20 protein-coding genes and 1 riboswitch are annotated in these 18,057 nt (G+C 66.4%); of the genes, 6 read left to right on the forward strand and 14 right to left on the reverse strand.

The genetic code is table 11. The features are described 5' to 3' along the window. Positions 1-35: 35 nt before the first annotated feature. The 8 genes from G6R19_RS11085 to G6R19_RS11120 form a co-directional block, all read right to left on the reverse strand. Positions 36-737, reverse strand: a complete 702-nt coding sequence (locus G6R19_RS11085; RefSeq protein WP_163164856.1) for an SDR family oxidoreductase — start codon at positions 735-737, stop codon at positions 36-38. 72 nt (positions 738-809) lie between these two features. Next, positions 810-2,228: a PfkB family carbohydrate kinase gene (locus G6R19_RS11090; protein ID WP_163164858.1), complete on the reverse strand. Its 1,419-nt coding sequence runs from the start codon at positions 2,226-2,228 to the stop codon at positions 810-812. Then, the gene (locus G6R19_RS11095) at positions 2,225-2,953 is read right to left on the reverse strand and encodes an SIS domain-containing protein (protein WP_163164860.1); all 729 of its coding nucleotides are present in this window, start codon (positions 2,951-2,953) and stop codon (positions 2,225-2,227) included. Before G6R19_RS11095 ends, G6R19_RS11090 begins: the two co-directional genes overlap by 4 nt. After that, entirely contained in the window at positions 2,950-4,203 is a 1,254-nt protein-coding gene (locus G6R19_RS11100; protein WP_163164862.1) for a glycosyltransferase, read from the reverse strand. Before G6R19_RS11100 ends, G6R19_RS11095 begins: the two co-directional genes overlap by 4 nt. Continuing rightward, complete coding sequence (locus G6R19_RS11105) at positions 4,200-5,234, reverse strand: glycosyltransferase (protein WP_163164864.1); 1,035 nt, start codon at positions 5,232-5,234, stop codon at positions 4,200-4,202. Before G6R19_RS11105 ends, G6R19_RS11100 begins: the two co-directional genes overlap by 4 nt. Continuing rightward, positions 5,231-6,319 (reverse strand): glycosyltransferase family 9 protein, encoded by a 1,089-nt coding sequence (locus tag G6R19_RS11110; protein WP_163164866.1) that lies wholly within the window; start codon positions 6,317-6,319, stop codon positions 5,231-5,233. Before G6R19_RS11110 ends, G6R19_RS11105 begins: the two co-directional genes overlap by 4 nt. After that, complete coding sequence (locus G6R19_RS11115; protein WP_163164868.1) at positions 6,319-6,855, reverse strand: HAD-IIIA family hydrolase; 537 nt, start codon at positions 6,853-6,855, stop codon at positions 6,319-6,321. Before G6R19_RS11115 ends, G6R19_RS11110 begins: the two co-directional genes overlap by 1 nt. A 165-nt stretch (positions 6,856-7,020) precedes the next feature. After that, positions 7,021-7,950 carry a sigma-70 family RNA polymerase sigma factor gene (locus G6R19_RS11120; protein ID WP_163164870.1) on the reverse strand — a complete coding sequence of 310 codons (930 nt, stop codon included), beginning with the start codon at positions 7,948-7,950 and terminating at the stop codon, positions 7,021-7,023. 145 nt (positions 7,951-8,095) lie between these two features. On the opposite strand from G6R19_RS11120, the gene G6R19_RS11125 reads away from it, so the two are divergent. Then, on the forward strand, positions 8,096-9,151 hold the full coding sequence (locus tag G6R19_RS11125; RefSeq protein ID WP_163164872.1) for an NAD-dependent epimerase/dehydratase family protein: 1,056 nt from the start codon (positions 8,096-8,098) through the stop codon (positions 9,149-9,151). A 20-nt stretch (positions 9,152-9,171) separates the two neighbouring features. On the opposite strand, the gene G6R19_RS11130 is transcribed toward G6R19_RS11125, so the two are convergent. After that, a complete protein-coding gene (locus G6R19_RS11130) occupies positions 9,172-9,696 on the reverse strand; it encodes a hypothetical protein (RefSeq protein ID WP_163164874.1) in 525 nt (174 codons plus the stop codon). Positions 9,697-9,888: 192 nt separating this feature from the next. Here G6R19_RS11130 and G6R19_RS11135 point away from each other — a divergent pair, with 192 nt between their 5' ends. From G6R19_RS11135 to G6R19_RS11145, 3 genes are read left to right on the forward strand one after another with little or no spacing between them, the layout of a single operon-like run. Continuing rightward, the gene (locus G6R19_RS11135; protein ID WP_163164876.1) at positions 9,889-10,863 is read left to right on the forward strand and encodes a hypothetical protein; all 975 of its coding nucleotides are present in this window, start codon (positions 9,889-9,891) and stop codon (positions 10,861-10,863) included. After that, positions 10,863-11,294 (forward strand): phage holin family protein, encoded by a 432-nt coding sequence (locus G6R19_RS11140; protein ID WP_163164878.1) that lies wholly within the window; start codon positions 10,863-10,865, stop codon positions 11,292-11,294. Before G6R19_RS11135 ends, G6R19_RS11140 begins: the two co-directional genes overlap by 1 nt. Next, entirely contained in the window at positions 11,291-11,965 is a 675-nt protein-coding gene (locus tag G6R19_RS11145; protein WP_163164880.1) for a DUF3618 domain-containing protein, read from the forward strand. The genes G6R19_RS11140 and G6R19_RS11145 overlap by 4 nt, the downstream gene beginning before the upstream one ends. A 75-nt stretch (positions 11,966-12,040) precedes the next feature. On the opposite strand, the gene G6R19_RS11150 is transcribed toward G6R19_RS11145, so the two are convergent. The 3 genes from G6R19_RS11150 to G6R19_RS11160 all read right to left on the reverse strand — a co-directional run bounded on the left by G6R19_RS11150 (position 12,041) and on the right by G6R19_RS11160 (position 14,520). Further along, positions 12,041-13,021, reverse strand: coding sequence for an aldo/keto reductase (locus G6R19_RS11150; protein ID WP_163164882.1), 981 nt, complete (start codon positions 13,019-13,021; stop codon positions 12,041-12,043). A gap of 148 nt (positions 13,022-13,169) precedes the next feature. Beyond that, positions 13,170-13,673: a cyclophilin-like fold protein gene (locus G6R19_RS11155; RefSeq protein WP_163164884.1), complete on the reverse strand. Its 504-nt coding sequence runs from the start codon at positions 13,671-13,673 to the stop codon at positions 13,170-13,172. Between the two features lie 7 nt (positions 13,674-13,680). Next, positions 13,681-14,520 (reverse strand): SDR family NAD(P)-dependent oxidoreductase, encoded by an 840-nt coding sequence (locus tag G6R19_RS11160; RefSeq protein WP_163164886.1) that lies wholly within the window; start codon positions 14,518-14,520, stop codon positions 13,681-13,683. Positions 14,521-14,668: 148 nt separating this feature from the next. Here G6R19_RS11160 and G6R19_RS11165 point away from each other — a divergent pair, with 148 nt between their 5' ends. Next, complete coding sequence (locus G6R19_RS11165) at positions 14,669-15,574, forward strand: helix-turn-helix transcriptional regulator (RefSeq protein ID WP_163164888.1); 906 nt, start codon at positions 14,669-14,671, stop codon at positions 15,572-15,574. Between the two features lie 66 nt (positions 15,575-15,640). After that, positions 15,641-16,204 carry a dihydrofolate reductase family protein gene (locus G6R19_RS11170; RefSeq protein ID WP_163164890.1) on the forward strand — a complete coding sequence of 188 codons (564 nt, stop codon included), beginning with the start codon at positions 15,641-15,643 and terminating at the stop codon, positions 16,202-16,204. A 47-nt stretch (positions 16,205-16,251) separates the two neighbouring features. Here G6R19_RS11170 and G6R19_RS11175 read toward each other — a convergent pair whose 3' ends face one another. Continuing rightward, on the reverse strand, positions 16,252-16,905 hold the full coding sequence (locus G6R19_RS11175) for a maleylpyruvate isomerase family mycothiol-dependent enzyme (RefSeq protein WP_163164892.1): 654 nt from the start codon (positions 16,903-16,905) through the stop codon (positions 16,252-16,254). A 116-nt stretch (positions 16,906-17,021) separates the two neighbouring features. After that, complete coding sequence (locus G6R19_RS11180; RefSeq protein WP_163164894.1) at positions 17,022-17,807, reverse strand: NlpC/P60 family protein; 786 nt, start codon at positions 17,805-17,807, stop codon at positions 17,022-17,024. Positions 17,808-17,810: 3 nt separating this feature from the next. Continuing rightward, a riboswitch (cyclic di-AMP (ydaO/yuaA leader) is annotated at positions 17,811-18,007 on the reverse strand. Between the last annotated feature and the right edge of the window lie 50 nt (positions 18,008-18,057).

The raw sequence follows: 18,057 nt of genomic DNA on the forward strand, positions 1-18,057 counted from the left end.
CCTCCCGTCGGTTCCGGCCTGGTGGTATGTGTGGTTTAGGGCCAGGAGCCCTCTTCCTCGTGGCAAATCAGCATCTCGCGGACCTCGCATCCGGTTGGCTGGGACAGCGCGAAGAGGATGGCCTGGGCCACGTTGTTGGGGTCGTTGAGCCGCGAATCGTCCTGGGGCTTGTACTGCTCGGTGCGGTCGTCGAAGAAGCGCGTCTTCATGCCGCCGGGGATCATGGTGGTCACACCGATTTCCCCGCCGGTCTCGGCAGCCAGCGCGTGGCTGAATCCCACCACACCGAACTTGGATGCGCAGTACGCGGTGGCGTCGGCCACGGCGCGCTTGCCCAGGGTGGAAGCGACAGTCACCACCCGGCCGTGCGAGGACTTGAGGTACGGCAGGGCTGCGCGAACCACGGATACGGTGCCCATCAGGTTCACGCCGATGACCTTTTCCCACTCCGTGGCCTCGACGTCAGCGAGCTTGCCGCAGCGGTCGATGCCGGCGGCCGTGACCACTGCTTCCAGTCCTCCGAGGGATTCCGCGGCTTCGCGTACGGCGGCCTCCACTGCCTGCCGGTCCGAGACGTCCACTTCAAAGGCCTTCACCGCGGACACGTTGCTGATATCGCGGTCCAGGACCACCGGAGTGCCGCCCGCCTTCAGAACGGCGTCGACGACGGCGGCACCCAGTCCGGAGGCACCTCCGGTTACGAGCACGCGGCCGGGTGTGTTTGATTCTGCAGTCATGGTGTTCCTTTCAACGGGGAATACAAAACTTGGGTTGGGCGGGCACGACCAGGCGGTTTAGCCCACCCGGGTTCAGCTGACCTTTGCGAGGGCGTCGGCCAGGCCGGTGGTGGAACGGGCCGGGTGGTACGGCACGGTGAGGCAACGGCCGCCCCAGCTCTCCACCAGGCTGGCCTCGGGCAGGCTGGCACCCTTGTAGTCGCCGCCTTTGACCCAGATGTCGGGGCGAAGGCGTTCGAGGGCTGCCTCCGGTGTGTCTTCGTCGAAGACCATCACGGCGTCCACGCACTCCATGGCCAGGAGCAGTTCGGCCCTGTCGTGCTGGCCGATGATGGGACGCTCCGGACCCTTCAGCCGCCGCACGGAATCATCCGAGTTCAGGCAGACGATCAGGCAGTCCCCCAGTTCACGGGCGGCGGCCAGTGACCGGACGTGCCCGGCGTGCAGCAGGTCGAAGCAACCGCCGGTGGCCACTACCTTGCCGCCGTTTTCCCGCACGGCGCGGGCCAGCAGCAGGGGATCGTTGACCCGGAGCCTTGGCTGCGCGGGTTCCCCGCCGCTATCGGGAAGGGCGGACACCCCGCCGTTGGCGAGGAAATCGGCGGCGTCATGGACGGCAAGTTCCGCGGCTTCGGCAAGGTCCCGGCCTGCCAGAAGGTGCACGGCGAGGCTTGCTGCGAGCCGGTCGCCGGCACCGCAGGGATCGCCGGCTTCCACCCGGGGCGCGGGAACAGGCTGGGGGCTCTGGTCACGCCGGCACAGGACGGCGCCCTGTTCACCCTTGGTGACCAGGACAGCGCGGCTGCCCCATTCCTCGAGCAGGACCGCACCGGCCTCTGCGGCCGGATCGCCGGCAGCAGTGTTCCCGCCGTCCCGAGACGCGACATCCTGCGGGGCGCGGTTTTCTTTCCGGCCGCGTGACTGCACGGCTTTCTGGGCCTCGGCCAAGTTGGGCGTGACGACGGCGACTCCCGGCACCGGGTCCGGCCCGGCAGGATGCGGGTCCCAGACGATGGGCACGTGCCCGGCGAGCCGGGTTAGGAGGTCGCGGAGCTGCGGGTTGGCCGCCAGTCCCCGGCCGTAGTCGGCAACGATGATCGCGCCCGCCTTCTCCACCTCGCGGAGCATGGCAGGAATGACATCGGGGACAGGAGCCTTCTCGCAGCCCTGGTCGAACCGGACCACTGGATGCGATCCGGCGCGCACGCGGGTCTTGACGGGCGAGGCATGGCCGCTGGGACCTGCCACCAGCCGCACTCCGGCGAGGTGGGCCTCAAGCTGCCGGCCGGCGTCGTCATCGCCCAGGACCGTCACCAGCGTGACGGGCCAGTTGTCCCCGGCAAGCATCCGGGCCACCAGCCCGGCTCCGCCGGCACGGCGCTTGACCCCGGAAACATCCACCACCGGGACGGGTGCGTCCGGGCTCAGCCGCGTGGCCTCGCCGGACAGGTCCACGTCCAGCATCACGTCACCAACCACGACGATCCTCATGCCCTGCCACCCCCCTTCTGCAGGGCCAGGTTTTGCAGGCCCACAACATCCGTTGAGCTGTGCCGTGCTACTTCCAGGTCGAAGGCGCGGCAGATCGCGTGAAGGGCGATCAGGTGGCCCTCCTGGGCGTTGGCGTTGAGGGCGTCGATCATAACGGCCTCGTCGCAGGCGTCGGCCAACGGGTTGGGTCCGGCTCCCGTCAGTGCCCAGGTGGTCACGTTCAGGCGGGACGCAACCTCGGCGGCCCGCAGCAGGTTGGGGCTCTTGCCGCTGGTGGACAGCAGTATCAGCACGTCCCCGGACCGGCCATGCGCCCGCACCTGGCGGGCGAAGACGTCGTCGTAGCCGTAATCGTTGGCGATGGCGGTCACCGCTGATGACTCTGCGTGCAGGGAAATGGCGGAAAACGGAACCCGCTCGCCGTCGAACCTGCCCACCAGCTCCGCGGTGAGGTGCTGGGCCTCCGCTGCTGAACCGCCGTTGCCGGCGGCAAGCAGCCGCTGGCCGCGGAGCAGGCGCTGGGCCAGCTCCACACCCCAGGCCGCAAGCCGGCCGGACTGGCTCCGCAGCGATTCGAGCGCCGGTACCACGTTGTCCAGGTGGATACGGACCGCATCTGCACTGGCCGGGTCCACAAAGGTGGCACCTGGCAGCACTGCGGGCAAGGCGGAAGGCGTGGCCAAAGTTTGCAGGTCAGCCTCCCGCAGGGACGATTCCGGAGTCACAGTGCCGCTCCTTCCATCGGGACAATACCGGCGGCGGCACCGGCCATCGCCAGCTGATAAGCCTTTTCGGTTTCGGCCGCCACCCGGTCCCAGGAATACCGGGTGCGGGCACGCTTCTTCCCCGCGCTGCCAAGCTCCGCCCGCAGGATGGGATCCTCAAGCAGCAGGGCGAGCGCCGATGCGATGGCTTCCGGGTCCCGCGGGGGCACGTGCAGGCCTGTCCCGTGGTCCACCACAGTGTCCCGCAGGCCACCCACGGCCGCAGCGACGACGGGGACACCGCAGGCCATGGCCTCCAGCGGGACAATGCCGAACGGTTCGTACCAGGGTGCGCAGACCACGGCGTCGGCGCTGCGGAAGATCCCGGGCATCTCGCCGCGGGACACCTGGCCCTGCAGGCTCACCTGGTCCGAGACGCCCAATTCCGTTGCCAGGTCCATCAGGCGCCGCACCTCGGGGTCGGCGTGGAGTGCGCCGGAGTCTCCGCCACCCCCCACAATCAGGAGTTCGACGTCCTCAAAACCCGCCTCGCGGAGGTATGGGAGCGCCCGGATCACCAGGTCCACGCCTTTGCGCGGCACCAGGCGGCCTACGGAGAGGATGCGGTGGGTGCGTTTCCTGGCGGCGACAGGACCCTCAGCGGAAAAGAAGCCGAGGTCCACGCCGCAGGGCGCGATGGAGATCTTCCCCGTGGTGATTCCCATGGCCTTGAGCTCGAAGACCTCATCGGAGCAGGTGGCGACGATCCGGTCCGCGGAGCGTCCGACGCCGGGCTCCAGCCAGCGCCGCTCCAGGGGGCTGGTGTCCTCTGCGCCCTGGTGCCGCCGCTTGACGGTTCCCAGTGCGTGGAAGGTCTGGATGACGGGCACCCGGTAGCCCTGGTGCGGCCGCCGGGCTGCGTCCAGGGCGGCGACGCCGGACATCCAGAAGTGTCCGTGGACCACGTCGGGCGGCCGATGGCCCCAGTCGCGGGCCACGCCGTCGGCAAGTTCACCCATGTAAGGCAGCAGTTCGTCCTTGGGAACATGGCACGCCGGGCCGGCGTCCACGTGGACCACCTCCAGGCGGCGCCCCACGCGGACCCTTGCCGGAAGCTCCGTTGCATCCCGGCGCGTGTAAACGGTGACGTGGTGGCCACGCTTGGCAAGGGCTTCGGACAGCGCAGCAACGTGCACGTTCTGCCCACCGGCGTCCACCCCGCCCAATGCCGCCAGCGGACTGGCGTGCTCGGAAATCATGGAGATTTTCATGGGGTCTTCCTCTCTCCCGCCGGAACAAGGATCTTCCTGTCCAGGCGTTCGTTGTCGGAGTGCCGGAGCCGGCCGCCCAGGTCCGCGAGGAGCTCATCCCAGCGGTCCTGGAACCTGCCCAGGCTGTAGCGTTCCAGTGCCGCCTCCCGGGCGGCAACGCCCCGCCGTCGGGCTTCATCCGGATTGTTGACCAGCCGCCGCGCACATCGGAGCAGCTCGTCGATATCGGCGGAAACGGCGCCGGCCTCCGGCGGCACCGCCCGCGGCGCTTCGGTGGTTGCCAGGGCGACCACCGGCATCCCCAGGTGCATGGCTTCGAGCAGGGACAAGCCCAGGGAGGTCCAGCGCATGGGATGCACGTAGACGCGGCAGCGGGCCAGTTCCCGGTGCAGTTCACGGGTCTGGAGGTCGCCGCGGGCTGTCAGCCGGGACTCCTCGATCCCGGCGGCGGCGGCCAGGCCGTCGGTTTTCATGCCGAAGACCTGCAGCGGCGCTACGGAGGCGAAGGCGGGCAGCAGGTCCGTCCCGGTGACACGCCCCCGGCGGATGGGCTCGTTCACCACCACGCCCAGCTCCGGCAGCTCCCCTGTATAAAGCTGCCCCGGGTCCGGGATTCCGTGTTCGATCACCAGGCTGCGGGCTGACCCGTTGTCCCAGGCCAGTCTGTTGAAATGGGTGACATGCACCAGGGGGATGCTGTGCTGGTCCGCGAGCGGATGCCGTGTGAAGGGGAAATCGCCCTTGGGGGTGTTGTGCTCAAGGTACACAGCGGGCAGGTCAACGCCGGGCCGCCGGCCCAGCAGACGGGCAACTTCGTCAATTTCCTCGGGGCGTTGAAGAACGACGGCGTCAACTGCGTCGGCGTCCAGCCCCGCCAGGTCCACCTCCCGCACGGACGCCGGCCAGTCCCTGCCGGCACGGCCAAGCCCCCAGGCACCACCTTCCGGCAGGACGGGAAGGAGGTACTCATGACGGCCGCGGACAAACGCGTCCGTCCAGGAACCGTGGACATGCCAGAGCAGGATTCTCATCTGTTGCGGGCCTTTCTACGGGTACTGACGTGGGTGCTGAAGGAGCTGACTCCGCCGATCAGGCGTTCTACGGCCGCCACTACTTCCTCGGGTGAAACGGAGTCAAGGCAGGGGTGGCCAGGGACGGGGCAGACACGGGCCCGGGTCATCCGGCAGGCGGCGTTCTGGTCGCCGAGCAGCTCAAGTGATACTCCGTACGGCGCCCACCGGATGGCCGGCACTACCGGCGAAAAGAGGCACGCAACGGGCGTGCCCACCGCTGCAGCGAGGTGGGCGGGACCGGTGTTGCCGGTGACTACGGCGTCGGCCCCCGCCATGACTCCCGCGAGGGTGTGGAGGTCCGTCTGCCCGCCAAGGTCAAGTGCGGATGGACCGGCGACGGTGGCAGTCAGCGAAGTCTCGCCGGGACCGCCGGTCACCACGACGCGGTGGCCCGCGCCCTGGAGAAGTTCGACGGCGGCCGCGTGGTGCAGCGGCGGCCATGCCCTGGCGGGGACGGCGGCACCGGGGTGGACCACCACGTAGGGTTCCTCACCCACCAGTCCGCGGACGTTGGGGACGGATGTGAGGCGGAGTTTTCCGTCGTCGCCTGCAGGGAGTCGGAATCCTCCCGCCTCCGCGATGCCCAGCGCGCGTTCCGCCTCGGGCTGGTCCTCGGGGAAGTCTTCGCCCGGCTTAAGCCGGACATCCAGCAACGAGCCGGCGTAGTCGGTGGAGGCACCAGTGATTCGTTCGACACCGGCCAGCCGGAGGAGCAGGGCGAGCGGCAGGGGTGACTGGTGGAAGGAGGTGAGGATGACCGCTTCGGTGATCCTGGAATTCCGAACGTACTCGATCAGCCTGTCAGCGTGCGGGCCGGTCATCTTTGGCGCTGGATTCATGATCCATGGGCTGTCCCAGCTGTAGACCTCCGCGGCACCCGGCAACATGCCCGCCGCCGCCTCGCCCTGCCTGCCGCAGAGCATCACCACGTGGTTTGGCCGGCTGCCGTCCGGGATCCGTCCGTTCGCCACGGCCCGCACGGCGGGTCCTGCCAGGAGAACGTCGCCCATGCTGTCCAGCCGCGCTACCAGGACGCGGCCCATCAGGGCCGCTCCGACAGCAGCGAGACGGCCTCGGCCAGGTTCCGCGCCACGAGCTGGGCCTCGGCCACTTCCTCAGCCCGGGTCACCGGTGTTGGTACCAGGACCCCGGTTGCTCCGGCGGCTTCGGCGGCAAGGACGTCAGCACCGATGTCCCCGATCAGCGCCGCCTCCGATTCCTGGATGCCCAGCTTGCGGCAGGCGCTCTGCACCATCCCCGGCGCAGGCTTGCGGCAGTCACAGCCGTCCTGTTCGGAGTGCGGACACACCTCCCACACGTCAAAGGGGCCCAGGAGTTCTTCCACCCGGGCGTTGACGTCCGCCACGTTGGCGGCGGTAATCAGGCCGCGGGCGATTCCCGACTGATTGCTGATGACTCCGGTTGCTATCCCATCGGCACGAAGTGCATCCAGGACCGCCTTGGCACCGGGCATTGGTGTGACCAGGCTGGGGTCGCCGTTGTAGGGCACGTCGACCACCAGGGTCCCGTCCCGGTCGAACAGGACAGCGCGGAGCTTGGAGGATACGGAGCTTCCCATATCCTCCCTGTTCCCCACTGCTGCTGCTCCTAAACAGGGGCTGCGGCTTTTCTCGTCTTTCCGTCCGTGCTGGGTCAGGGGTTTGAACAGGCAAGATACCTCTGCTGATGCTGCAACCGGCCCGTCAGGAGCCTTCTCCCCGCGCCTCAGGACGGTTCTGCAGGGCTATCTGCTCCTGGCCCGCGGGCCGCTTCGGCGGGCAGCATTCTTGCCGGACGAGCCGGTGCCGGCAGCACGGCGGGCAGGGCCCACAGAAGCGGTGGACCCGGTGGGGCGCTCCTGCTCCTCACGGCCGCCGTCTCCCTGGGCACTGCTCAAAAGCCTGCGCTGGAGTTCAACGAGGACCCGTGCCAGCCGGCGCGAAACCTGCATCTGCGACATCCCCAGCCGCTTCCCCAACTGAACCTGGGTCTCCTCACAGAAATAGCGGCGGTAAAGCAATTCCCTGTCCGCGGCATCCAGGTCCTGCATGGCCTCCCGCAGGCAGGCCAGGTCCTCAAGCCGTTCCAGGGGCGTCTCAGGGCAAGCGAGCAAATCGCCAATCGAGGGAGCGTCACTGTGGACGTTCGCCGCGTCCAGGGAGTCCGGATGCATGCTGCTGGACGCCGAGATGGCTTCCTGCACCTCGGCGGCATCCGCCCCCAGCTCCATGGCCAGCTCGGCCACGCTGGGATTCCTGCCGAGGGACTGCACGAGCTCCGGCTCCACCCGGAACATCCTGGTGCGAAGGTCCTGGATGTGCCGGGGCGGCCGGACCACCCACGTGCGGTCCCGCAGGTATCGCTTCAACTCGCCTGCGATGGTTGGAGCGGCGTAGGCGGGAAAGCTCTCCCCCTTGGTCTGGTCAAAGCCGCGGGCGGCCTTGACCAGACCGAGATACGCCACCTGGTTTAGGTCGGCCCGTTCCCGGCCCCTGGCTTCGAAGCGGGCAGCCAGGGCTTCGGCAAGGTCCAGATAGCTCAGGACAAGGTCATTTTCGAAGGTTTCCCGCAACCGGCCCGCCTTGGCGGCGGAGCGGTTGCCCTTCGAAGGTTCCGGGCACGGCTCAAGGACAGGCGTAACGTCCACGGCAAGCGCGGCGAAAGATTCGGGCATTGTCGTTGGTTCCCTCGGTCTGGTTCCGAAAGCCTGCGGCAAGACTTAGCCATAGGAAATCATAAGGTTGCTTATAAAACAATCCTTCGCGGCATTAGGCTCGGCATGTAAGACGAACGCACGCCCCTGCCAAGGAGTCTTTGTCATGCGCATCGCCGTTATCGGAGCCAGTGGAAACGCAGGAACAGCCTTGCTGCGGAACCTGCAGGGCCAGCTGTCCAGGAAGCCGGAAAGCCTGCACCTGACGGGAATCAGCCGGCGCCTGCCGGACACGTCCCGGGCGCCTTATGCGGGCGTGGAGTGGCACACCTTGGACGTGGGGCTTGAAGGCGACCGCCCAAAGCTGGAATCGGCTTTGGCAGGGGTGGATTCCGTGGTGCATCTGGCGTGGCAGATCCAACCGAACCGGGACCTGGACCAGCTGTACCGGACCAACGTCACTGGAACGGCGAATGTGCTGGAGGCCGCGCGGAAGGCCGGGGTTAAACAGGTTGTCTGTGCGTCATCAATCGGCGCCTACAGCAAAGCCCCCAAGGACCGGCGCTCGGATGAGTCCTGGCCTGCGCAGGGTATGGCGGGCTCGCATTACAGCCGGCACAAGGCGGCGCAGGAAAAGCTGCTGGACGAGTTTGCGGCAGCTGAGCCAGGCATTGCCGTCGCAAGGCTTCGCCCCGGGCTCATCTTCCAGCGGGACGCCGGGAGTGAGATCGGCAGGTATTTCCTTGGACCCCTCATTCCCCGGCTCCTGCCAGGAAGGCCCTGGCTTCCGCTGCTGCCCGCTCCGGACAACCTGATTTTCCAGGCAGTCCATGCGGACGACGTGGCTGAAGCCTACTGGCGGGTCATCGACCAGCGGGCTTCCGGGCCCTTTAATATTGCAGCGGAGCCGGTACTCACACCGCAGGAACTTGCCCGGATTGTGCGGGCTCAAAGAATCCTCCCCATACCCATGGGCCTGCTCCACAGGGCCGTGGGCCTCGCCTGGCGGCTCCGGCTGCTACCGACCGACTCCGGCTGGGTTGAGATGGCGGCTGGGGTGCCAGTAATGGACACCGGCCGGGCCCGCCGGATCCTGGGCTGGGAAGCGAAGACTTCATCAGTAGAGGCTGTTCTTGACGTGCTGGACGGCATAGGAAAGGGGGAAGGAATTACTCCCTCCCCCCTCCTGAAACCGAGGCACGGCGGTGCACCTAAGAGCTAGGTGCTGCCCCGCCTAACGCCCTAGATGCCCGAACGCGGATTGTCGCGATCCAGATGCGAGCCGCCCTGGCCAGGATTGGCACCATCGTTGCGGCGGTCCTCGCGGGCGCCGTCGCGGGCTCCTCCCGCCCCGCGGGCAGTGTCAGCAGCATCGCGGGCCGCATTGGGGTGGTTGGTGGCGCCGCGGTTGGCGTCGCGGTCCCCCTTGATATCGGGGTCGAGCTCGTCTGCTTTCCGCGTCCGTTCACCCACGTCCTCGCGGAGCGACTTGGCCTCGGTGGCCTGCTGGTCCGCATGCTGGCTCAGCCGCGCTGCTTCGACCTGGGCCTGCTCCGCGTCCGCCCTGGCGCGTGCCGCCTTTGCTTCCCGTTCCCGGGCGTCAAGTTCCCTGTTCTCGGCCTCACGGCGAATTTCCGCGGCCTTCTCGCGGTTCGCGTTGTCCCGCTTTTGCTGAATCGCCTTCCGGCGCCGTCCTGTTGCGAGCAGCAGCAGCACAATCAGCACCACCACAACTACGGCAATTACCACCCAAACCCACGGAGCCATTTCCAAATTACCCACCACTTCCACTTCGATGTGACCGGGCCGGCGGAGGCCATTCCGGCTGACTTTTTGGAACCGTTAATAACTCGCTTAGCAAGCGTACTTACCTTTTATTAGTAATCATGCTTATTATTTTAGGGCCAGTATCGCTGGTTCTTGATCAACAACCGGCCTTCTTGGAAAGAGAGAGCGAAGATGACAGAGAACCAATGGCCCGAGGATCCCGCCTACACGGCTCCGCCGGCCTCTACAGGAATTCCGGGCGAGCGAAGCGCGAGCACTTTCCCCTCCGCCGCCACCCCCCAATATGGTGAGGCTCCAATCGGTGACGCCTCCGGGTCGTCCCGTAAGGAAGCAGCAAAGGAAGAAGCAGCTGACGTAGCCCGTACGGCGAAGGGCTCCGCGCAGAATGTGGCCCAGACGGCGAAGGAAGAAGCCGCCCACGTCGCGTCCGAGGCGAAGTCCAGCGCGCAGGACCTGCTGTCCCAGGCAAAATCAGGGCTTTCCAGCCAGGCCGGCACCCAGCAGCAGAAGGCGGCCGAAGGCATCCGCACCATTTCCAGCCAGCTGCAGAGCATGGCTGACGCCCCGGAGCAGCAGGGTATGGCCAGCGACCTGATCCGGCAGGCTGCGCAGCGCAGCGAGTCGGTGGCTTCCTGGCTTGAGAACAAGCAGCCAGGCGACTTGCTGGACGAGGTCCAGAGGTTCGCCCGCAACAAGCCCGGCACCTTCCTCCTGCTTGCCGCCGGCGCCGGCGTCCTCGCAGGCCGCCTGACCCGCGGCCTCACCGCAGGCACCACCGGAACTTCAGGCGCCGCCGGCAATGCGGGCACTGCAGGACTTTCCGGCCAGTACTCCAGCCCCTACGGCGACCAGTACACCGAGGGTTACACCCCTGCCGGCGGAACCGTCCCGCCTCCCCCGGTGCAGCTCCCCGGCCCGGCCACCACCACAGCGGGTTACGACGGCGGCGCCCCGGGTACCAGCTACCCGGACGCAGCACGCACCGCGAGCCCCCTGGACAGCCCCCAGCTGGTGGAAGAGGAGCCGTGGACCGGAACCCGGACAGCCGAGGACCCTCTGGGTGACCCCCGGCTTGCCGCTGATCCGCTGGATGATGATCCCCTCGCCCGTGACCGCCGCGCCGGCGGGCAGTCAGGCGGGTTCTGATGAGTAGTTCTATTCCGGAGCCGCCGCCGAGTGCGGCGCATGTGAAGGCGGACAACGCGTCGTTGGGTGAGTTGCTGGGTGATGTGACCCGGGATCTGTCCACCCTGATGCGCCAGGAACTCGAGCTCGCCAAGGCCGAAGCGAAGCAGTCCGCCACMAAGGCAGGCAARGGCGGCGGCATGCTCGCCGGAGCCGGCGTCGCCGGGCACTTCGTCCTGCTGTTCCTTTCCCTGGCACTGATGTTCGCCYTGGGCGCCCTGATGCCGCTGGGCTGGGCCGCCGTGATCGTCGCCGTGATCTGGGGCATCATCGCCGCGGTCCTGGCCTCGATCGGCCGCAAGGAACTCAAACAAATCAAGGGCATCCCGCAGACCAGCGAAACACTCTCTGAAATTCCCCCAACCCTAAAACCAGGTGAGGTAAACCGATGAGCGATAACCCGGACGCAATCCGCCAAGACATAGAAGCCACCCGCGCACGCCTGGGCACCAACGTGGACGCGGTCGCCGACAAAGTCACCCCCTCCAACATCGTCCACCGCCAGACTGACAAAGTCACAGAATCGGTGAAGGACGCCGTGACAGGGGTCAAGGAGAAAATCATGGGAGCAGCAGACTCAACCACCACCCGGGTCCAGGACAAGGTCCACTCCGGCACCAGCCACACCGGGGACGCCCTGCACAGCACCGGCGAATCCCTGCACGGCGCCAAGGACACCGCCGCCGCCAAACTCTCTGACGCCGGCACCGCACTCTCCCAGGCMCCGGACCAGGTCAAAGCCAGAACCCAGGGCAAYCCCCTGGCCGCCGGCCTGATCGCCTTCGGCGCCGGAATGCTCGTCTCGTCCCTGATCCCGGCCAGCCAMAAGGAACGCGAAGCAGCCCAGCAGCTCAAAACCGCCGCCGAGCCCCTCGCCACCCAGGTCACCGACGCCGCCAAGGACATGGTCCAGGACCTGAAGGAACCAGCCCAGCAAGCCATGGACAACGTCAAAGCCACCGCCACCGACGCCGCCCAGAACGTCAAAGCCGAAGGCCAAGGCGCCGTCACCGACGTCAAAGACCGCGCCACCGACGCCAAAACCAACGTCCAAAACACCTAGAGTTGCTTAAGCACGGAAAGGCCGGCTCCCGCAGGGGCCGGCCTTTCCGCGTCCTGGCGGTACCACCGCCGGGGATCAGTGTTCGATGGATGCCATGTTGGCCTCGTCATGACGTTCTCCCGCGGCCGGTTGGAGCGCGTTCAGCCGGTCGAGCTGGCCGCCGGTGAGTTCGATGCCGGCGGCAGCGGTATTCTCCTCGACCCGGGAGACCCGCCGGGTGCCGGGGATGGGGGCGATGTCGTTTCCACGGGTCAGCAGCCAGGCGAGGGCTGTCTGTGCGGGGGTCGCGCCGTTCTCGGCGCCGATAGCCTTCACTTCGTCGACGATCGCGAGGTTCCGGCGGAAGTTGTCGCCAGTGAAGCGTGGGTTGGTCTTGCGCCAGTCGTCGTCGGGAAAGTCGTCCACGGAGCGGATTTGACCGGTGAGCAGGCCGTGTCCGAGCGGTGAGTACGGGACAAAGCCGATGCCGAGTTCACGCAGCAGCGGCAGGATCTCCTCCTCCACGTCGCGGCTCCAGAGGGAGTATTCCGTCTGCAGGGCCGTGACCGGTTGCACTGCATGGGCACGGCGGATGGTCTCCGGGGACGCCTCGGACAGTCCGAAGTGCAGCATCTTGCCCTCGGCTATCAGGTCCGCGACGGCCCCGGCGGTTTCCTCGATTGGGATGTTCGGGTCCACCCGGTGCTGGTAGTACAGGTCAATGTGGTCGGTGCCGAGGCGCTTGAGGGAGCCTTCGACGGCGGTCTTCACGTTGGCCGCACTGCTGTCGATCACGCCGGGACCGCCGCCGGAGTGGGAGACCAGGCCGAACTTCGTGGCGATCCTGACCTGGTCGCGGCGTCCCTTGACCGCCTGGCCGACGAGCTCTTCGCTCAAAAAAGGACCGTAGACCTCGGCCGTGTCGATGTGGGTGACCCCGAGATCCAGTGCACGGTGGATGGTGCGGATCGACTCCGCATTATCCAGGGCGCCCTCGCTGGTGTAGGTGCCGGCCATGGTCATCGCGCCGAGTCCGATTGCAGAGACTTCGAGGTCTCTGAGGAGTGCGTTCTTCATAGTGTTTCCTCTTATCTGGTTTCAGGGCCTGGGAAGTGGGCGTGGCCCGCAGCTGACCAATGGAGGATCGGCGACGGCGGAATCGGTTTTCGGGCAGGCGGTGCCCGGGGGCACGGATTCCGGGCCAGGCTGAATCCTAGGTGGAGTTTTAGCCACGCTCGATGCGCATCTCTACGTCGTCGGGGAGGTTCTCGAAGACGCTCAGGTCCGAGGTGATCTCTCCCATTTTGGTGAGGGTTGGGACGGAGCTGGTCTCCTCGTAGATGATGGTGATGCTGTCGAGGGGGTTGTAGTAGACGATGTCCCCGGGTTGCACGTCCGTATAGAACGGGCCGGTCTCGGTCATTGGGGCGTTGAGTTCGGTGATGTACTCGATGCCCGCATTCCGGAACCAAGGCAGCGTGACCGGCAGGGTGGCGGCGAAGTCCTGGGCGGCCTTGGTGTCATTGAGGGTCGCGGTCACCATCACATCGCCGGCGGTGATGGTGATCGGGGTTCCTTCCGTGGAAGCCTCCGGTGGTGCCGGTGACTCGGGGGCGGGGGCAGCTGCCGGGGAGGTGGTAGCGGCGTTTTCGGTTGCCGGTGCGGAACATGCGGCGAGGGAGATTGCGGCCGTTGCGGCGATGGCAATGAGGGACAGGGGCTTTTTCATGATTTTCCTAAGCGTTGTCGAGGGCCATGGTGGAGGACAGGTCGCGGTGGGCTTCGACTTGGTCCAGGAGGAGTTGGGCCTTCTTCTCGACGCCGGCGACGACGTCCGCTCCGGCGACGAACCGCAGCGGCGGGGTGTCCATGGCGGCAATGGTGACAAGGGCTGAGCCGAGCTTGGCTGGGTCTCCGCCCTGCTGGCCGTTCATGGCCTTCCACGCGTTGATCGTCCGGCTGGTGCGTTCGGCGTAGTCGTTAATGGACAGCTCGGGCCAAATGGAGGATGCGCCCTCGACGAGGAGCTCCGTGCGGAAGAATCCGGGTTCGACGATGGTGGTGTGGATCCCGTAGGGCTGCACGTCGTACTGGAGCGATTCCATCCAGCCTTCGAGGGCGAACTTCGATGCGGCGTAGGCGGCGCAGAACTCCTGGCCAATGATGCCGGCAGCGGAGGTGATGGTGATGATGTGTCCGCGGTGCTGCTTTCGCATGACAGGCAGGATCGCCCGGGTGACGTTCAGCGGGCCGAAGAAGTTTGTCTCCATCTGCGCCCGGAACTGGGCGTCACTGATCTCCTCAAAGTAGCCGCCGTAGAAGTTGCCGGCGTTATTGACGAGGACGTCGATGCTTCCAAAGCGTCCGACGGCGGCCTCGACGGCGGCGGCCGAGGCCGCCGCATCGGTGACGTCCAACGACAGGGCGAGCAGGTTCTTATGCTCGCCGAGGGCCGCGGTGACTTTGGCGGCGTCGCGGGCCGTGGCAACAACCCGGTGGCCGGCGTCGAGGGCGGCCTTGGCCAGGTCGACGCCCAGGCCGCGGGCGGCTCCGGTGATGAACCAAACGTTGGTCATGATGATGCCTCTCTCAAATCCCAACCGGCCCGTCCGGGGCGGCTGATGATTCAAGTCAACCGGCCGGAGCGTGGGCCAACGAGACCCTACCTAGAGGTTCCCTGGCAGGGACCCGCTAGCGGGTCCGAGGTGGAGTACCTTCGAGACCATGGACAACCAGGACGACCTCAGCCAGTTCCTCGTCTCGCGGCGGGCCAAGCTGACCCTGCAACAGGCTGGCCTGCCGGACTTCGGCGGGCGGCGCCGCGTCCCTGGCCTGCGACGGGAAGAAGTGGCCCTCCTGGCAGGCATGAGTTCGGAATACTACAAACGCCTGGAACGCGGCAATGCCAAGGGAGCGTCCGAGGCCGTCATCGATGGGATCAGCCGGGCCCTCCAATTGGATGAGGCCGAGCATGCACACCTCTACGAACTCATCCGCGCAGCCAACGCCGGTGCCCACCCGCACCGCAGACGCCCGGCACGCAAAACTCAAATTAATCCAACCCTGCATCAGACCCTTGACGCGATGTCCACCGTCCCGGTGTTCGTGCAAAACGGCCGGCTGGACGCCGTGGCCGCCAACCGCCTTGGCCGGGCTCTATTCTCAGAGATGTTCGAGGACTCCCGGCAGCCAGTGAACGCAGCACGTTTCGTGTTCCTGAACGCCAGGGCACAGACGTTCTACCGGGACTGGGAATCGACCGCCCGCCAGGTCGTCGCCCTCCTCCGGGTCGAAGCGGGCCGTTCCCCCTACGACCGCCAGCTCAGCGATCTTGTCGGCGAACTTTCAACCCGCAGCGACCTCTTCCGGAAACTCTGGGGAGCCCACGACGTCCGGGACCACCGCACCGGCATCAAAAGCGTCCACCACCCCATCGTTGGCGACCTCGACCTGAACTACCTAGGCCTCGACCTGGCCTCCGACCACAGCCTCCAAATGCTGGTGTTCTCCGCGGAACCAGGCTCGGCGTCCCACGACGGGCTGCAGTTGCTTGCTAATTGGGCCGCTGCTAACAGCAAAGAGGTGAAATCCAACGACGAAGCAGCCACCAACCACATTCCTGGAAATTGATGCTGGGATCCGTACCGCTCCGTGCTGGTCTGTACAAGGAATACCGACGCACGGGAGACTGTCGCCATGCGTAACCTGACCTTTGGCATGAACGTGAGCGTGGACGGCTATATCGCCGCGCCCGGCGACGACCTCGGCTGGAGTGTTCCGAGCGACGAGCTGTTCCAATGGTGGTCCGACCGGGTGGGGGCGACGGGCCTGGCGCTGTACGGGCGCAAACTGTGGGAGACGATGAGCTCCCACTGGCCGACGGCCGACCAGCAGCCCGGCGCCACGCCTGCCGACATCCAGTTTGCCCGCCGCTGGCGGGACATGCCGAAAGTGGTGTTTTCCTCGACGCCCAGCACGGTCGACTGGAACACCCGCCTCGTCACCGGCGACGCGGTCACCGAGATCACCCGGCTCAAGGCCGATGACGGCGGTTTCATGGACATCGGCGGTGCCACACTCGCCGCGGCGGCCATGCGGGCCGGGCTGATCGACGAATACATGATGGTCAGGCATCCGGTCCTGGTGGGCGGCGGCACGCCGTTCTTCACAGCCTTGGACAACTGGGTGAACCTGAACCTGGTGGAGACCCGGAAGTTTCCCGACGGTGTGGTCATGACCAGGTATCAGACCAGGCGCTGAGTGCCCAATGTCGGATCAGCACAGGCTTCGGGCTAGCCGGAGGCTGCTCATTGAGACGCTTGTTCCAGCTTTCGTACGAAAGTGGCGGCGCCCTCACCTGAGAAATCTTCCCTATCGACGGGGCGGCCCGAGATAGCCATGAGAAGCGCCAACGAGGTTCCTGTGACCTGTGGCCCAAAGCCGTGCATAAACCTTGAATCGGAAGCTTGCAGACGAAACCCGGCTGCGCGTTCTTTGCCGCCGCCCAGAGAGATGCCGGTTTTGAGTTGATAACGCAAAGCCGGCTCGATCGACTCGATCGGGTAGGAGCGCAAAAGCCCCAGGGGACGCCGAATGTCCTCGCCATGCACGATTACTTCGACGAGTCGAGTTGCGAGCGCAGCAGGCGGTGTCTTGGTTGCTTCGCGGATGCGGCGGAACTCAGCCAGGGTAGCTTCCGGGGCCGGGGCACGTTCCCTGGTGATGCCGTTTGCGTTGTCTTTGTCGAAATCGAACTTCGCGGCGATCAGTCGACGGAGAAAGCCGAGCCGGGTTGTTTTCGCGGAATCCACAAGATGGGCTACGACGTCGTGAATTTCCCAGCCGGGGCAGAGCGAGGGCTGGGCCCATTGCGCCGGGGTGAGCGACTCAAGTTCTTTGATGAGGATGTGGCGTTCGCTGTGTACGGCTGGCCACACCGCGGCCGAAGGTCGGGAAAGCATGCGGCAATATAACCACGCGAGACGGCGGAAATGGCAATGTCCCAACGAGCAGAGGGCATGCTAAGGCCGGTGATTCAATGCCCCCAAGGCATTGAATCACCGGCCTTCAGTGGTTTCTATTTGCCTGCGCGGACGAAGGTGACGGCGCCCTTGGAGGTCATCCAGGTCAGGGGGTGCACAGCGGTTTCGTTCTTGCCGTTCAGGCCGGAGCTGAGGACCTGGCCGTTGCCGACGTAGATGCCCACGTGGCCGGACTGGACAACCATGTCACCGGGCTGGGGATCGGAGACGACGGTGCCGTAGTTCATGAACTGCATCGGGCCAAGGTCACCGACCGGGATCCCTGCAGCATTCAGGGCATTTTCGACCAATCGCGTGCAGTCCTGAATCATGCCGATCTGGGCGTAAGCGGAGGACACCATGGTGGCATTTACGCCTCCCGCTGCCGGGGCAGCAGCCGGAGCGGCAGCAGCGGGCGTGACGGTGACCTGGGCCTTGGCCGGCGCAACCGCCTGTGTCTTTACGGCGGCAGAAGCGGCAGGAGCGGCCGCTTTGGGGGCCTCGACGGTGACCGGCTTGGGTGCTTCCACGACGGGGGCAGGAGTGGTCTTGACGGCGGGACGCTCGAAGGCGATCTGCACGGTGGCGTCTGCGCTGAGCGGGGTTTGTACCTGGCTGGTGACTTCCAGGTTTGATGCCGGCTCGGCTTCGCGCTGGGTTGGGGCGTCTGCTGCCTGGGCGGCGATGCCGCTGGTCAGGACGAGGCCGGAAGCGGCTGCGATGACGGCGGCCTGACGGCCTACACCGCCGGCGTGGCCGGCGAATGATTTGGACAGGACCGCCAGGGGGCTGGTCTGGACGGGGACCGCGCGGCGGCGGCCGTGAGCTTTGCCATTGGGCATGAAAGGGCCTCTCCCACTGCCTGCGAGGTTAGCTGTCGGATTCGGATGGGAGACACCCGGCCGTGGTGATGCACGAAAGGCATCAGGCACGGCTTCACCCCAAGGCCCGCCGCAAGCAGGCCGATGTTGGGTTCCCCGTCTCTGCCGGACGATTTTGCGAACGGATCCCGGGCAGCGGCAGAGTTAGGCAAGTCTGCTCGGGAGTGCCGCGTTCGGAGAAACGGGCACGGTTTCAGACCCTACGTCACAG

It is taken from the genome of Arthrobacter sp. Alg241-R88, assembly GCF_900537115.1.
Taxonomy (GTDB): domain Bacteria; phylum Actinomycetota; class Actinomycetes; order Actinomycetales; family Micrococcaceae; genus Arthrobacter.